Below are 15321 nucleotides of genomic sequence, written 5' to 3' on the forward strand. Positions count from 1 at the left end.
CCATCAGGCAGCTCATCGATAATGTCATCACATTGAGCCAGACTCAATGCATTTTTAACATCATCCCTTGAAGCTCCTTTACGGCCAATTGCTACATTATTGTAGATTGAATCTTTAAACAAAGTGGTATTCTGGAATACGAATGAAATATTTTCCATCAATTCCTTTGTTGAAATGTCTCTTACGTCAACATCACCCACTTTAATTGAACCTTTATCAACATCCCAGAATCTTGGAATCAAAGAAGCAATTGTGGTTTTTCCGCCACCAGACGGCCCTACCAAAGCAACAGTTTCATTTTCATTGATTTTCAAATTAACATCATTTAAGATATGTTCATCGGAATCTGTCTTTTCATAGTCAAAGTAAACCCCTTCAAATTCGATTGAATGATTTTTGGGTTTTTGAGGATTAACCGCTTCGACTAAAGGCTCTTCATTTAAAATTTCTTCAATGCCCTCCAACGCATAGCTTGCCAGCATCCAGTCCTGTGAAACTGTCATGATTTTGTTCATCATTACAGCACATATCGGGGTAAATATTACATAGAACATGAAATTTGCCAAGAATTTAGCATCAACGAGTGATCCTGCAAGCAGAATTCCTGCAGGAATCAATAATGCAAAAAATCCATTGATTGAAACTGTAAATGCAGTCATTGGAAGCTGAGTGGACAGTGAGTAATTTGCTGAAAACCTAGCGTAGTTCCTAATTGCATCAATGAAGTTCTTAAATGAGAAAACGCTTTGTTGGAATGCCTTTGTAACGGGAATGCCTCTCACATATTCCACCGCTTCTCCGTTCATTTTTTCCAGGTATGTTTGATACTGGACCATGATGTTTTGGGATTCACTGGAAAACATCGGATACATGAATATGAAACACAACACTATTGGAATCAAACAGATCAATCCAAGCAACCAATCAAAACTGAACAGCAATATTAAAAATGCAATTGGGGTTACGATAGCTCCTGTCAAATCAAACAGTTGGTGAGCCAAAAATGTTTCTGTTTTTGTAGTACTGTAATCTATTACTTTTCTCAATCCACCACTGGTATGATTTGAAAAGTAGCCTAATGGCAATTTGAGCAAATGATTTACTGCCTCATCTTTCATGTTTTTCTCATTCTTAAATGCAGACAAGTGAGTGCCCATTAGACCAAAAAAGTTCAAGACTATTCCCAACACTGCAAAGGCAAATGCATTAATTGCATAACTTTCTAAGTTTTGTGCCTTTGCAAAGTCAGGAGCAACCGCTAAAAGGGCATTGACAACATCCCATATATAAATAAATGGAATCAATAAACAAATTGCACTTAAAGCTGATAAAATCATACCAATGATTGTTAAATATTTGTAATTACCAGAATAATTAAGTAATCTAATAAATTTGTTTTTATTTTGAGTATTTGACATGATAAACTCCTTATAATTTAATTTAGGTTTACCTAAAAATTTAAAATAGTCTAAAAAGACAGAACTTTAAAAATATCTTAAAAATCAAATAAAAGAGTAATTTAAAGCTTTTTTTAAAAAATAAATTAAATAAACCAATAATTCAATATAAACTATGATAAAAATTAGTATATAAATATTTTTGAACTAAAAAGACAAAAAATATACCAAAAAGGCAAAAAGTTATTTTCTATATTCAGAAGGTGTGCAGCCAACATAACTTTTAAATGCCTGTGAAAATTTTGACGGCGAAGAGTATCCCACCATTTTTGATATGTCTGAAATATTATAGGAACCATCTTCTATTAGCTTACAAGCATAATCCAACTTATACTCTTTTCTCCATTTCAAAATAGGCTTGCCATAAACCTCTTTAAAACAATTTTTCAAAGTTGTTTTACCAATCCCATATTTATCAGCAAGTTGGTCCAATGTGATTTTACTTTCCAAATCCGCAATCAAATCTTCTTTAACCAATTCCACTATTTCAACTTGCTTTTTGGAAAGAGAAAGGGATTCAATATTTCTGAAATTAGTTATCGAGAAAAACAATAATAATTCCAAACATTTTAATTTAAAATAAGATTCTTTAATTCTTTCATCAACCCTGTATAACTCCCCAATAACATGATTAATTTTCTGATTGGACCTAAGTAGCACATATCCTTTATTTTTCTCTAAAGATTCATAAAATTCAATCAAATCAAAATTAGGAATATAATCCTTAATATATTCATTGGCTACATCAACATCAATGAATATCTCTAATCCTTTATAATATCCAAGCGGAAAATCAGAAAATGACTTTGTCAAATCATAAATGCTTACACATAAATCCCCTTTTCCGAAATATATTATTTTATCATCACCAACGGCATAGGAATATCTTCCAGCCGCACAATGATTGATTTCAAGTAGTCTTGGATGAATCGGATTTTCAATGAAAACATCATCAATTTTATCAATGTCAATGTCAATAAATGCAATTATAATACCTGGAAAAATTGAATAAGTATCCATTTGCCCATATTCACCGTTTTCACCTAATTCAATACTCGCTTTATTATCATGTTTTTTTAAGGAAAAATCAGATTTCAAGACAACATCAAAAATTTCATAGAGTTTATCGTTCATATAATTATTAATTTATAATCAATAGATATAAAACATTTCAAAAACATAACTTATATTATAATAAAATTTTACAGGAAATTTGTAAATGTCATTCAGAAAAGATGAAATGTTAATAATGCCTGCAGTTGACATCAAAAATGGAAAGTGCGTACAGCTTGTACAGGGCGAACCTGGAAGTGAAATGGTTGAAATAGAAAATCCAGAACTTGTTGCAAAGCACTGGGAGGATTTAGGAGCTAAAAACATCCATGTAATTGACCTTGACGGAACAATCAATGGTGTGGCCAGCTTTGAGATTATCAAAAAAATCCTAAAAGAGGTTTCCGTTCCAATCCAACTCGGTGGTGGAATAAGAAGTGTTGAATACGCAAAACAACTTTTAGATTTGGACATTGCCCGAATAATTATCGGAACTATGGGAATAAAGCAACCTGAAACAATCACACAGCTTTCAGATGAATACGGATCAGACAGAATCATGATTTCCCTTGACAGCAAAGACAATAAGGTCGTAATCAAAGGCTGGCAGGAAAAGATTGACAAAAGCCCGGTTGAGCTCTCAGCAGAGTTCAAGGAGCATGGCGCAGGTAGCATCCTATTTACAAATGTTGATGTTGAAGGCCTTTTAGGTGGCTTTTACACAGACCCTGTAGTTGAGCTTAAGAAATCCGTCGACATCCCAATAGTCTATTCAGGCGGAATTACAACAATAGAAGACATTAAAAAATTAAATGAAACCGGTGTGGAAGGAGTAGTAATCGGCTCTGCACTTTATAAAGATAAAATTGATTTAACTGAAGCTTTAAAATACCAAAAGAGGTAATGAAATGAAAAAAGTAATGGCAAGCGGAACATTTGACCTGTTGCATCCGGGTCATGGAGTCTACCTTCAAGAGGCAAAAAACCTTGGAGGATACAATTCCAAGCTTTATGTAGTTGTGGCAAGGGACTCTACCGTCGAGAAAAGGAAAAGGGTACCTATTGTCGGTGAGAATCAACGTTTGGAATTGATTAAAATGTTAAAACCTGTAGATGAAGCTTATCTTGGTAACGAAGAGGGAGATATCTTCAAAATCGTGGAAGAAATCGACCCTGATATCATAGCTATCGGGCCGGATCAGACCCATAATGTTGAAAAACTGCAAAAGGCAGTTGATGAGAGAGGCTTGAAAGCGCGTGTGCAGCGTGTCAAGGTTTATCACAAGGATGAACTGGACAGCAGCTGCAAGATTATTAAAAAGATTAAGACTACTGATTTTGAAGGAAAAATTTTAGACAATTGTGAAGATTAGGAGATTATGAATATGTTTAAGGCAGCAATAATAGGAGCAAGTGGTTATACTGGAGGAGAACTTTTAAGAATGTTGTTAAACCACCCTGAAGTGGAAGTGACAGACATCACTTCAAGACAATTCGACGGAACTCCTGCACATAAAATCCACCCACATATAAGAGATTCAGGACTCGTATTCAAAAACAAAAGTCCTGCGGATTTAGATGCAGATGTCGTATTTACTGCAACCCCACACGGAGCATCAATGAAAATTGTACCTGAAATATTGGATACCGGTGCCAAAGTGGTTGATTTGAGCGGAGATTACAGATACAGAGACACTGCAGTCTATGAAAAATGGTATGGAATGGAACACACCGATAAAGAAAATAAAGGTGTATTCGGGCTTCCTGAATTATACAGAGATGAAATCAAAAAGACAAATCTTGTTGCAAACCCAGGATGCTTCCCGACAGGCGCAATCCTATCATCATACCCGTTAGTCAAAAATGATTTGGTTGAAAGAATCATTATTGATTCAAAAACAGGAGTAAGTGGAGCAGGCGTAAACCCATCAGCAACCACACATTATCCAAACATTGCAGACAATGTAAATCCATATAAAATATCTTCACACAGGCACATGTCTGAAATTCAGCAAGAGTTAAAAGGCTTTGAAGGCGTAAAAGTTTCATTTACACCACATTTGGTTCCTGTTATCAGAGGAATACAAACTACTTCACATAGCTTTTTAAATGATGAAAACCTGGATATCACTCCAGATGAAATAAGAAAACTATACGAAAAGGAATACGGTGACGAATACTTTATCAAACTTATGGATGAAGGGGAAGTCCCTCATTTAAGCGCAGTAAGAGGATCCAACTTTGTTCACATCGGAGGATTTGAGATTGATGATACCGGAAGGCTAGTGATGCTTTCTGCAATTGACAATCTTGTTAAAGGCGCATCCGGCCAGGCAATTCAAAACATGAACATTATTCTTGGCATAGATGAACGCGCAGGATTAACTCACTTTGGTCTTCATCCTTAAAATTAATTTGAGGAGATTAAGAAATGGCAACATTAATAATTTATTATTCACAAGGGGGAACAACTGAATTAGTTGCTAAAACATTGGCTAAAAACTTAAGAGCTAGTATGGTTAGAATACATGATTTGAAAAATCGTGAAGGAGTTAAAAACAAATTATTTGCTACAATTAATGCATTCAGGGAAAGCAAAACAGATATTGTACCTGCAAAAGTTGATATCATCCAATTTGATACCATCATTTTTGGAACACCAACTTGGGCGGGCAATCCGACTCCTGCAATCCTAACCATTATTGACAGATGCAATTTAACAGGAAAAGATGTAATATTGTTTGCGACAATGGACAGTAATCGTGGCGATTCAAATATTGAAAGGCTTGAAGAGAAAGTTAAAATGCGTGGGGCAAGAGTCATTGAATCTTTCACTATTGCCACTAAAAACAAAAGTCCTGAAAAACTAGTTTCTGATACTGAAGCAATAATTGAAATTAAAGATTTAAAAATGTATACAAGGTAGATTAAAGTGAAAAATAACAAAACTGAGTTAAAAATCAAAGCTATTGAAAACGGAACTGTGATTGACCATATCTCTGCAAATAAGGCATTGCATATTCTTAAAATATTGGGCCTTCCAGACTCTGAAACTAAAAATGTCACTGTTGCAATGAACGTCTCTTCAAATGAAGTCGGAAGAAAGGATATTTTAAAAATTGAAAATAGGGAATTGGACCATAGAGAACTAAATCAAATCGCTTTAATCGCTCCAAAGGCTACAATCAACATTATCAGGAATTTTGAACCGGTCAAAAAGGATAAAATTCAACTCCCCGATAAGATTTCATCAATCTTAAAATGTACAAATCCGAAGTGCATTACAAACAATAAGAATGAGCCCATTACACCTCAGTTTAATGTAATCAACAAATATCCCCCAGTTGTCAGATGCCATTACTGTGAAAAATTAATAAAAACAGAAGATATCGATAAACAATTCGAATAATCTTCTATTCTTTTTTTAAATAATCTGCCAATCTTTTGGATAATGCCAAAATAGTCAATATCGGTGGTTTTCCAGGAGATATTGGAAGAACGCTTGCATCACAGACATATAAGTTTTCAATATCTGTTTCCAAGTTGCTGTCAACTATCTTTCCGATTGGAGCTGTTCCTCCAGGATGAGCTCCCCTATAAACTGTTGAGCCAATTGTATTTGGGTCAACTCCAGCTTTTTCAAGAACAAAACCCGCAGTAGCGGTTCCTTCTGCCAGATATCTGATGTCTGTTATGGTATTGATTTTGACTACATCACCATCGTCTGTAACATATCCTTTGCATTCGTCTGCAGTCTTTACCATGATGCTCAAGATATCCTTATCAGTTACATTGTCATCAGGAATATTTGCGCGGATGAATGATGAGAAGTGAGGTGACAGGACAAAGTTTTCACCAATTATTAGGCCGGCCATTTGGACTTCTGTGTTGAAGTTAATGTCTTTAATGTATCCTCCGACACTAACAAAAGGATCAAAGAATATTTCACGGCCTGCTTCTTCAAATCCAGATTTTCTCAAAATTAAAGTAGATCCAATAGCTCCCGCAGATAAAATTACCTTTTCGGCTTCGAGAATTTCCTCCTTATCATCCTTGACATATTTGATTCCGCAGACTTTACCGTTTTCGGATATTACTTCAGTGACTTCGGCTTCGCAAATCAATGTTGCGCCAGCATCAACTGCTTCATCAACAAAGTCCTTACCGGACCATTTTGCATCCGCAGGACAGCCGAATGCGCATTTTCCACATTGAACACAATCAGCTTCACGAATTGCCTTTGGCATTTTGAGTGTATTCAAGCCCAATTCACGACCAGCATCCAAAAATGCCTGTGTTCCTTTACCTATGTGAGAGTCATCCAATTGATGCACACCCACCAAATCCTCAACATATTCATATGCTTCGGTTAAATCAACACCATAATCAAGCAATTCCTCATCAAGTGCACGCACCATATTTGACATGGATACGATTGTTGCTCCACCAATACAGGTGGTTGTTAGCAAATCCACATCCTGTGAGTATTTATCATAATAATTAAACGCATCTTTTGACTTTATATAAGGACCTTTTTCCAATATTGTAACTGGCTTTCCATCCAATGCAAGTTCACGAGCAAGGATTGCTCCTCCCGCACCGGTACCTACAATAACAATCATTAAATCACCTAAAATATTAACATGTGTTATATTATTTTTCATATTATAAAAATTTACTATTATTTTTCAAAAAACTATCAAAAATAGTTATTTAAAAAACTTTTATTAAATATGTAATCCAAAAATATAATATTATAATATTAATCTTATTGAGGGATAACATGGAAGAATATATCAATCTATTCGAAAAGGTTATTGCAGAAACTAGCCCAAAAGTAGATTACATCGACATCAGAGCAGGTTTCGGTGAAAACACTGCCCTATTAATGAAAGACGGAGATGTCGATGAAATTAACACTGGAATGAGCTTAGCGGCAAGAGTAAGGGTGTTAAATAATGGAGCATGGGGTTTTGCATATACTACAGACTTATCTAAAATTAATGAAATCACTGATACAGCTATCAAATTTTCAAATTCACTTAAAGGAGACGTTACCTTAAGCGAAACAGAAATTATCAAAGATAAAATAGCTGTTGACGTCAAAATACCATTTAAAGATATATCCATTGAAGAAAAAAAAGACATTATGAAAGAGGCCAATGAAGCTGCAGATGTCGAAAAGGTCAACAGCATAACTGTTAGCTATGGAGACAGCGAAGTCGATGAATTGTTCATGAGTAGCGAAGGCAGTGAAATTCAAGTGAAAACAAGCAGAGTGAGAATGGCTTTAAATGCATCCGCAAGCGATGGTGAAATAATCCAATTTGGACATGGAAGTCTTGGAGGAGTAAAAGGATTTGAAGTGATAGCTGATGCGGACATTGAAGAATTTGGAAGAAACATAGGTGAAAAAGCCGTCAGACTGCTTGATGCAAAACCTGCACCTTCAGGGAATTTCCCAGTAATAGCTGACCCGGAATTAACTGGCGTTCTGATTCACGAAGCACTAGGTCATGCTGTTGAAGGTGACTTAATCTTACAAAATGATTCTATACTTAAAGATAAATTGGGCACACAAATTGCATCCGATATTGTGAACATATTTGACGATGCAAGCCTTAAGGAAGGGTTTGGATACTATCCTTACGATGTGGAAGGTGTAAAGACCAAACCTAATCAATTAGTAAAAGATGGCCAATTGGTTTCCCTCTTAAATTCAAGGGAAACAGCATCAAAACTAAATATGAAATCTTCTGGAAATGCAAGGTCACTTATTGCTGACCAGCCGATTGTCAGGATGAGCAATACATATCTTCAGCCCGGAGACAATACTTTTGAAGAATTGATTGAAGAGATACCTGATGGAATCTATCTTAAAGGTTCAAGAGGTGGCCAGGTAGATACCGGTAAGGGTATTTTCCAATTCAATGCTGCAGAAGGCTATTTAATTAAGGATGGTGAAATAGCAACACCTCTAAGAGATGTTTCCTTATCCGGAAATATCCTGGAAACATTGAAAAACATTGATGCCATTGGCAATGACTTTAAATTAAGTGTTGGTTTTTGTGGAAAAGATGGTCAGACAGCACCTGTCGGTGATGGCGGACCCCATACAAGAATATTAAATGCATTAGTTGGAGGAATGGGATAATGATAAGTGATAGGGCTGGAAAATATTTGGTTGAAGTAGCTAAAGATTCAATAAAACATTATTTGGAAACCGGTGAAAAATTGGATAAAGGAGAAGGCTATCCTGTTGAACTAGATGAAAAGTTAGGTGTTTTTGTAACATTAAATAAAAGAAACAACCTAAGGGGATGCATTGGATATGCCGAACCTATCAAAAGTGCGATTGACGCTACAATAGATGTTGCAATTGCAGCTGCAGTCAATGATCCAAGATTTCCTCAAGTAACCTTAGATGAATTGAAAGAACTTGATTTGGAAGTTACAGTACTAACAAAACCTGAAATGATTATAGTGGCACACCCTGACCAGTACTTTGATGAAATTGAAATTGGAAGAGATGGCCTAATCATTCAAAAAGGATATTCAAGGGGATTATTGCTTCCGCAGGTTGCCACAGAAAACAAATTTGATGTTGAAATGTTTTTAGAACACACTTGTATGAAAGCCGGAATCAGTGCAGACAGCTGGATGGACGAGAGCTGTGATGTGTACAAATTCCAAGGACAAATTTTTGAATAGTGATTAAAATGATGATTCCAACAATACCTACGCCACAAGAACTGCTTGACAAGGGGTTCAGCAGAGGCAAAAAACAAGCGGACTTAGTTAGAAGTCAAAAAATGCCAAAACATCTGAAAGGCAAAAGAATAGAAGAGAGAAGAGTGGTTACTTCATGCCAAGTAATCAAAGACAAATTAAAATCCATTATCGATGCAGTACCGGAAATCGAAAGCTTGCATCCATTTTACCAAGACTACATTGACATCACTGTAGGTGTAGATGACATGAAACAGGCTCTTGGAGCACTTAACTGGGCTTATGGAATTATAACCCAACTTGAAAAGGAATATGGTGCAAAGATAAGAAAAAATCCATCTGAAAAGGCAACTGCAATTCAAAAGCAGGCTTATGGAAGAATAGCTTCCGTTGTAAATAAGATCAAAAAGGATTTGGACTTTTTGGACTTTGCAAAGCAGAGCTTGAGAAATATGCCTACAATCGATTTTGATGCAACCACCATTGTAATTGCAGGTTTTCCGAATGTGGGCAAATCAACATTGCTCAGACAATTAAGCAGTGCAGAACCTCAAGTTGCCAATTATCCGTTTACCACAAAAGGTATACAAATCGGTCATACCGAAAGACACTGGAAACATATTCAGATTATCGACACACCAGGATTGCTTGACAGGCCGGTTTTAGAGATGAATGATATTGAAATGAATGCGATTGTTGCTCTTGAACATTTAGCAGATGCCATCTTGTTCATATTTGATGCATCAGAGACTTGCGGTTTTCACATGGACAACCAGTACAATCTTTTAAAGCAAATTGAAAAAATCTTCTCAGAAATACCTGTCATCTACTTATTCAACAAAATGGACCTTATCGAAGATAAGGAATCCCTTAAGGAATATGTTGATGATGAAGAAAACTCTATTTTTATTTCAGCCATTGAAGGTGAAGGCATAGATGAAATTAATAAGAAAATAGATAAAATCAAAAAAATAGAGCGTAATGTTGAAGAAGAAGAGGATGATGACGACGAATATTATTAATAGCACGTCATTACACTTTTAATTTTACAAAAAATTATTAAAAAAAATAGACCCTTTTGAAGTGAATATTAACCAGTCGAAATATTCGAAACTTCAAGAAATGGGATAAAATAGGAGAAAATTTAAAATGAAAATTACAGTTGCAGGTGTAGGATATGTGGGGCTTTCCCTCGCTGTTCTACTAGCTCAAAAGCATGATGTTACAGCCATCACAACAACAGAATCAAAAGCAGAAAAATTAAATCAGTTCATCAGCCCTATACAGGATGATGAGATAGAAAGATTTTTTAAAGAGGTTCGTGAGGGACAGCGAACACTGAATCTTCATACAACTACCGATAAGGAAGCAGCTTACAAGAATGCTGAGCTTGTCATTATAGCTACACCGACAAATTATGATGATGTCAATCATTTCTTCGATACCTCCGCCGTTGAGGATGCCATAGAATGGACCCTTAAGGTTAATCCAGATGTTCTTATGGTCATCAAATCAACAATACCTGTTGGATATACAGAGTCCGTACGTGAAAAGTATGGAATCAACAACATCATATTCAGCCCCGAATTCCTTCGTGAGTCAAAGGCGCTTTACGACAATCTCCATCCAAGCCGTATAGTTGTAGGATGCGATGATAACCAAATGGAAGAAGGGCAGATGTTTGCAGACCTTCTTCTTGAAGGTGCAAGAGAAGAAGAAAAAAGGAGAGGTTGTCCAGAACAGGACATTCCAGTGCTTTTGGCACACTTGACAGAGGCTGAAGCCATCAAGCTTTTTGCAAACACTTTCCTTGCAGTAAGGGTAAGCTACTTCAATGAACTTGATACCTATGCCCAGACAAAAGGCCTTGATACACAGATGATTATAGATGGAGTATGCATGGATCCCCGCATTGGCGGACACTACAATAATCCTTCATTTGGATATGGAGGATACTGCTTGCCTAAGGATACAAAGCAGCTCCTGGCAAACTATAAGGATGTCCCACAGACCATGATAGAGGCTGTTGTTCATTCCAACTCAGTGCGTAAGGAATTCATTGCAAATCAGATTATTTCAAGAAATCCGAAAACCGTTGGGGTTTATAGGCTTACCATGAAGAGCAACAGTGACAATTTCCGTGCATCTGCCATACAGGGAGTCATGAAGCGTATAAAGGCAGAGGGAATTCCAATAATTATCTATGAACCTACATTGGAGGATGGAAGCGAATTTTCTAAATCTGAAGTAGTGAATGATATTGATCGCTTCAAGAGTGAAAGTGACGTTATTCTTGCAAACCGCTTCGATTCAGACAGTCTTGGCGATGTCGCATATAAGGTATATACAAGAGATTTGTTCAGAAGAGATTGAAATCCTTTTCAAGAGCATTTCTCACATTTCCCTTTGTTGACACCAGATCAATTAATCCATCTGAGATGTTCCATTAAATTTTAATTGAAAGTCGAGGTCAATATCATGAGAATTTGTAAGGCTACACAAGATGATTTGCCTGAAATACTTGATTTACAGTATCTGGCATTCTAAAGTGAAGTGAAACTGTTCAAAAACAAAGATGATTTGCCAAGAACGATAATGAAGGATTTTTAAGCAGGATATTGAGAAATATTATGCCTTAACGGGCTATGATGGTGATTATATGAATTATAAGATTTCAATTATTGTACCGGTCTTCAACATGGAGAAATACATTGAACGGTCATTTGAAAGCATCCGCAGTCAGACTTTCGGATTTTCCAATCTGGAAGTAATATTCGTGGACGACTGCTCAACCGACAGAAGCCCCCAAATCATTGACGATTACTCTAGCGAATTCGAGAACGTGAGCGCATATCACCTCGAGGAGAACAGCGGCTTTCCAGGCAAACCCCGCAATGTCGGAATCGACAAGGCGACAGCCGATTACGTGATGTTTTTGGATTCCGATGATCTTCTGGATGAGGATGCATGCAAAAGGCTATACGAACAGGTCAGGGATAAGGATGAAATAGATATGGTATTGGGAGGATATACAAACGTCTATTCGGACGGAAGAAGACTGTCCCAGGTTCCGGGAGGATTCAAGGGAATCTATCCCGACAGCACTGAAGTGAACATGGTTCCGGAAGACAGACAGGAAGTGACAGTATCAAATAATCCCCAAAATGATTTCAATCTGTTTTCTCTTTCTGCAAGCATTTCTGCAAGGCTCTTCAGAAGGGAGCTTCTCACAGCTAACGATATCTACTATGAGGTGGGCATACCATCAGAGGACGCCATATTCGTATATGATGTCCTTATCAATTCAAGAAATGTTACAGTACTGAATGATTACTCTGTCTACAACAGGATTGTCAGGTCAGAGGACAGTGACAAGTCAACATCATTCGATGTGGACTACAGCTTCATCATGAAGCTTCTGAAGGCATACAACATCATTTCCGATAAGTGCGACAATAACGAAATCGATGAATATGTCCAGCCTGTTGTCTTTGCAAAGATGCTCAAGTATTTCCTCAACAGGCTCAACAATTCAGGCGTCAGAAAGGAGGACGTCGACGTGATAGTCGCATCCGAGGACTACACAAGATTCAGGAACCGTGAGTTCATAAAGTCCCATGCCGAATTCAATATAGCCTTTGAAAACATTCACAATCTTGAAAACAATTTCAAGTATTCCATTTTCCTTAAATCTGCAGTCATAAACAAGGACAAAAACAGAAAGAGGATAAAAGCCCTTGAAAGGAAATCAAAGAACATGACCGCATACTATGAAAGACAGCTTAATCATAAAATAGAGTACAGCAAAAGGCTCGAGGAATGGTATCAGGATATGAAAGCCAATTATAAGGAAGCCAAACAGGAAAATTCTAGATTGAACGGCGATATTGATAAATTGAATGCTGAGATTGAAAAGCTCAAAAGCAGCATCGAGAAATTGAACGATGACAGGAAAGCATTTACAGAAAAATGATGAGCTGTCCGAAAGGATTGAAACGATTGAAAATTCACACAGCTGGAAAGCTACCGCCCCACGTCGAAAAATCTCAAAGAAAGTCAAATAAGTTTAAATTGATAAAAAGCAAAAGATATTAATATGGTGAAAATTATGGATAGGGTAGGCGTTATCTGAGCCGGAAGTTTGGGAACTGCACTGGTTCAGACAATAGCTCAGAATGTTGATGAGGTAATCCTGCAGCTCAGGCGTGAGAGCTTTGCGGATGCAATCAATGAAACCAGATTCAACACGGAATATTATCCGAACACTAAACTCGCGGACAACATTGTCGCAACCACTGATTTCAGTCATCTCAAAGAGTGCGGCATCATATTCCTGTCAGTCCCATCCTCTGCTTTCAGAACAACGCAGTCCAACCTGAAAGATGTCATTTCAAAGGACTGCATCATGGTTACGACAGCAAGGGCATAGAGTACCCTTCACTGCAAACGATGGGCAACCTTGTAGACGAATACTTCGACGATGAGTATGTTGCACTTTCAGGACCTAATTTCGTTTAAATCGAATGTTTTGTAGAGTGATATTCAAAACAGAGATTAAATAAAAACAACTTATTGGATTGTCTAATCTTTTTTAGTGAAAAATATCCTTGCCCAAAAGACATCCTAAAAAAATGTATATTTACCCATTACTAAGAACATTTTCAACAAATACTAAAATAGGATTTTATTTAATTTTAACCACCAAAATAATATCCATTACCAATATAAAGAATTTAATTCCAGAATTCCATAAAATAACAAATTATTTATATGAAAAATCAATGATTAAAAGCATTACTTTTTAATTACTTTTAGTTACAAAAATAGAAAACTTTATATACTAACAAAAAGTAGTTCAGCGAAAAATTGTATAGTTACCATCTTTTCTAGATTTAAGTGATTAAAAGGTTTAGTTTAGAAGTAAGTATATTTTTAAAATTCTATTTACAAATGGTAACTACAAGAATAATTGTATATTTACCCAATTCTCAAAGAAATAAAAATTAGTATTCTTTTAATGAGAAACATTTAACATATACTTTTCCAATCAAAAAACCTGAAATCATCACACAAAATTTACATACCCATTTGAATTATTAAAAAATAAGAATGGAATCTAATTTAATTCCAACAGAGATATCTCCTCAAATTTTTCAAAAAATTTATCTAAGGATACAACATAATCTAAATTAAACTGTTTAGCAATAACAACACTAGAACAATCAATATAACTGGCTTTATAAGTATTAACATTATATTTTTTAAAGATTGAAAATACTCGATCATTATATTTTTCAATGTCTTGTTCGTTAAGTATTATAAAGTTATCCACTAAGAAGTAATATGCTTTTTTTGTTAGTTCCATATTTTTGGTTTTCTTCATTATGACCGTTATTACTTCCTGCAAGACCCCATTACTAATAAAACATTCATTTTCCAAAAGGATATTTTTATTTTTTTGGACTATTTCACGATTGGTGTCGTTTCTTTTGAATATTTGAATAATGAATGAAGTGTCAATGAATAGTTTAGCCATCGTAAACCAACTCATCTACATTCCAGTCTTCACCATCGTCATCTATCATTCCAAAAACATCATCCAGTGTTACTTTTTGCCTAGGTGTTAAAATGATTTCATCATCCTTTATATCCCATTCAAATATTGTATTTTCATCTATGGGGAATTGTTTAAATTCTTCTTTTATTATTTTAGGCAAGTGCAACTCATCATTACCGTATAATTTACTGCTTGCTAAACTCATAAAAAATCACATCAATTAAGATTAATCTGATTATTAATATATATTATGAATAATATAAATTTATCGGAAAAAATAAATTTCAAAAGTTCTTAAACTCAAAAAAAATAATTTATGAAAATAATCTTAGATTAATTAATAATAAATATTTTTGTAGTGTGACTTTGTGCAAAAATACAATCATATTTTTTGAATGTTTACATCACTTACACTAACAAAAATCTATATTAATAGCATTTCGAGTATGGAAATCTTATTGTTGGAAACATTGTACTGATAATCATCAATACACGCTATTTAATTATTAAATTAACCTATTTAGC

At 35.5% G+C, this 15321-nt stretch carries 16 protein-coding genes; 11 read left to right on the plus strand and 5 right to left on the minus strand.

Translation table 11 applies throughout. From position 1 onward, the window contains the following. Both ACJROP_RS08680 and ACJROP_RS08685 read right to left on the minus strand, forming a co-directional pair. Nucleotides 1-1418 (minus strand): ABC transporter ATP-binding protein (locus ACJROP_RS08680; RefSeq protein WP_406535075.1); only part of this gene is annotated, 1418 nt, incomplete at its 3' end. A 222-nt stretch (nt 1419-1640) separates the two neighbouring features. After that, nucleotides 1641-2591, minus strand: a complete 951-nt coding sequence (locus ACJROP_RS08685) for a helix-turn-helix domain-containing protein (protein WP_406535076.1) — start codon at nt 2589-2591, stop codon at nt 1641-1643. A gap of 85 nt (nt 2592-2676) precedes the next feature. Between ACJROP_RS08685 and hisA the strand changes: the two genes are divergently transcribed. Genes hisA through pyrI form a run of 5 tightly spaced genes read left to right on the plus strand, consistent with a single transcriptional unit; the run spans nt 2677 to nt 5919 of the window. Beyond that, nucleotides 2677-3414: a 1-(5-phosphoribosyl)-5-[(5-phosphoribosylamino)methylideneamino]imidazole-4-carboxamide isomerase gene (gene hisA / locus ACJROP_RS08690; RefSeq protein WP_406535077.1), complete on the plus strand. Its 738-nt coding sequence runs from the start codon at nt 2677-2679 to the stop codon at nt 3412-3414. A 4-nt stretch (nt 3415-3418) separates the two neighbouring features. Next, nucleotides 3419-3883, plus strand: a complete 465-nt coding sequence (locus ACJROP_RS08695; protein WP_406535078.1) for an adenylyltransferase/cytidyltransferase family protein — start codon at nt 3419-3421, stop codon at nt 3881-3883. Nucleotides 3884-3895: 12 nt separating this feature from the next. Continuing rightward, complete coding sequence (gene argC, locus ACJROP_RS08700; protein ID WP_406535079.1) at nt 3896-4918, plus strand: N-acetyl-gamma-glutamyl-phosphate reductase; 1023 nt, start codon at nt 3896-3898, stop codon at nt 4916-4918. A gap of 23 nt (nt 4919-4941) precedes the next feature. Continuing rightward, nucleotides 4942-5436 carry a flavodoxin family protein gene (locus ACJROP_RS08705; protein WP_406535080.1) on the plus strand — a complete coding sequence of 165 codons (495 nt, stop codon included), beginning with the start codon at nt 4942-4944 and terminating at the stop codon, nt 5434-5436. 6 nt (nt 5437-5442) lie between these two features. Continuing rightward, the gene (pyrI, locus tag ACJROP_RS08710) at nt 5443-5919 is read left to right on the plus strand and encodes an aspartate carbamoyltransferase regulatory subunit (RefSeq protein WP_406535081.1); all 477 of its coding nucleotides are present in this window, start codon (nt 5443-5445) and stop codon (nt 5917-5919) included. Nucleotides 5920-5923: 4 nt separating this feature from the next. Here the strand turns inward: pyrI and ACJROP_RS08715 are convergent, their stop codons facing one another. Then, nucleotides 5924-7132 carry a GMC family oxidoreductase N-terminal domain-containing protein gene (locus tag ACJROP_RS08715; protein WP_406535082.1) on the minus strand — a complete coding sequence of 403 codons (1209 nt, stop codon included), beginning with the start codon at nt 7130-7132 and terminating at the stop codon, nt 5924-5926. A gap of 161 nt (nt 7133-7293) precedes the next feature. On the opposite strand from ACJROP_RS08715, the gene ACJROP_RS08720 reads away from it, so the two are divergent. From ACJROP_RS08720 to ACJROP_RS08745, 6 genes are all read left to right on the plus strand, one after another. Beyond that, nucleotides 7294-8664, plus strand: a complete 1371-nt coding sequence (locus tag ACJROP_RS08720) for a TldD/PmbA family protein (RefSeq protein WP_406535083.1) — start codon at nt 7294-7296, stop codon at nt 8662-8664. Beyond that, nucleotides 8664-9221, plus strand: coding sequence for a TIGR00296 family protein (locus ACJROP_RS08725; protein WP_406535084.1), 558 nt, complete (start codon nt 8664-8666; stop codon nt 9219-9221). Before ACJROP_RS08720 ends, ACJROP_RS08725 begins: the two co-directional genes overlap by 1 nt. An 8-nt stretch (nt 9222-9229) precedes the next feature. Next, nucleotides 9230-10261 (plus strand): NOG1 family protein, encoded by a 1032-nt coding sequence (locus ACJROP_RS08730; protein WP_406535085.1) that lies wholly within the window; start codon nt 9230-9232, stop codon nt 10259-10261. 127 nt (nt 10262-10388) lie between these two features. Next, nucleotides 10389-11612, plus strand: a complete 1224-nt coding sequence (locus ACJROP_RS08735; protein WP_406535086.1) for a nucleotide sugar dehydrogenase — start codon at nt 10389-10391, stop codon at nt 11610-11612. A 286-nt stretch (nt 11613-11898) separates the two neighbouring features. After that, nucleotides 11899-13212: a glycosyltransferase gene (locus ACJROP_RS08740; RefSeq protein ID WP_406535087.1), complete on the plus strand. Its 1314-nt coding sequence runs from the start codon at nt 11899-11901 to the stop codon at nt 13210-13212. A 168-nt stretch (nt 13213-13380) separates the two neighbouring features. Beyond that, the gene (locus ACJROP_RS08745) at nt 13381-13668 is read left to right on the plus strand and encodes a hypothetical protein (protein ID WP_406535088.1); all 288 of its coding nucleotides are present in this window, start codon (nt 13381-13383) and stop codon (nt 13666-13668) included. 687 nt (nt 13669-14355) lie between these two features. Here ACJROP_RS08745 and ACJROP_RS08750 read toward each other — a convergent pair. Both ACJROP_RS08750 and ACJROP_RS08755 read right to left on the minus strand, forming a co-directional pair. After that, nucleotides 14356-14775, minus strand: coding sequence for a PIN domain-containing protein (locus tag ACJROP_RS08750; protein ID WP_406535089.1), 420 nt, complete (start codon nt 14773-14775; stop codon nt 14356-14358). After that, entirely contained in the window at nt 14768-15001 is a 234-nt protein-coding gene (locus ACJROP_RS08755; protein WP_292818152.1) for a hypothetical protein, read from the minus strand. Before ACJROP_RS08755 ends, ACJROP_RS08750 begins: the two co-directional genes overlap by 8 nt. Between the last annotated feature and the right edge of the window lie 320 nt (nt 15002-15321).

Source organism: Methanobrevibacter sp., assembly GCF_045220775.1.
Lineage (GTDB): Archaea > Methanobacteriota > Methanobacteria > Methanobacteriales > Methanobacteriaceae > Methanocatella.

Coding starts and splice junctions, on each gene's coding strand:
- ACJROP_RS08695 (WP_406535078.1), top strand. CDS start 3,419: ATGAAAAAAGTAATGGCAAGCGGAACATTTGACCTGTTGCATCCGGGT.
- ACJROP_RS08725 (WP_406535084.1), top strand. CDS start 8,664: ATGATAAGTGATAGGGCTGGAAAATATTTGGTTGAAGTAGCTAAAGAT.
- ACJROP_RS08740 (WP_406535087.1), top strand. CDS start 11,899: ATGAATTATAAGATTTCAATTATTGTACCGGTCTTCAACATGGAGAAA.
- ACJROP_RS08715 (WP_406535082.1), bottom strand. CDS start 7,132: ATGATTGTTATTGTAGGTACCGGTGCGGGAGGAGCAATCCTTGCTCGT.
- ACJROP_RS08705 (WP_406535080.1), top strand. CDS start 4,942: ATGGCAACATTAATAATTTATTATTCACAAGGGGGAACAACTGAATTA.
- ACJROP_RS08685 (WP_406535076.1), bottom strand. CDS start 2,591: ATGAACGATAAACTCTATGAAATTTTTGATGTTGTCTTGAAATCTGAT.
- ACJROP_RS08750 (WP_406535089.1), bottom strand. CDS start 14,775: ATGGCTAAACTATTCATTGACACTTCATTCATTATTCAAATATTCAAA.
- ACJROP_RS08720 (WP_406535083.1), top strand. CDS start 7,294: ATGGAAGAATATATCAATCTATTCGAAAAGGTTATTGCAGAAACTAGC.
- argC (WP_406535079.1), top strand. CDS start 3,896: ATGTTTAAGGCAGCAATAATAGGAGCAAGTGGTTATACTGGAGGAGAA.
- ACJROP_RS08755 (WP_292818152.1), bottom strand. CDS start 15,001: ATGAGTTTAGCAAGCAGTAAATTATACGGTAATGATGAGTTGCACTTG.
- ACJROP_RS08730 (WP_406535085.1), top strand. CDS start 9,230: ATGATGATTCCAACAATACCTACGCCACAAGAACTGCTTGACAAGGGG.
- ACJROP_RS08735 (WP_406535086.1), top strand. CDS start 10,389: ATGAAAATTACAGTTGCAGGTGTAGGATATGTGGGGCTTTCCCTCGCT.
- hisA (WP_406535077.1), top strand. CDS start 2,677: ATGTCATTCAGAAAAGATGAAATGTTAATAATGCCTGCAGTTGACATC.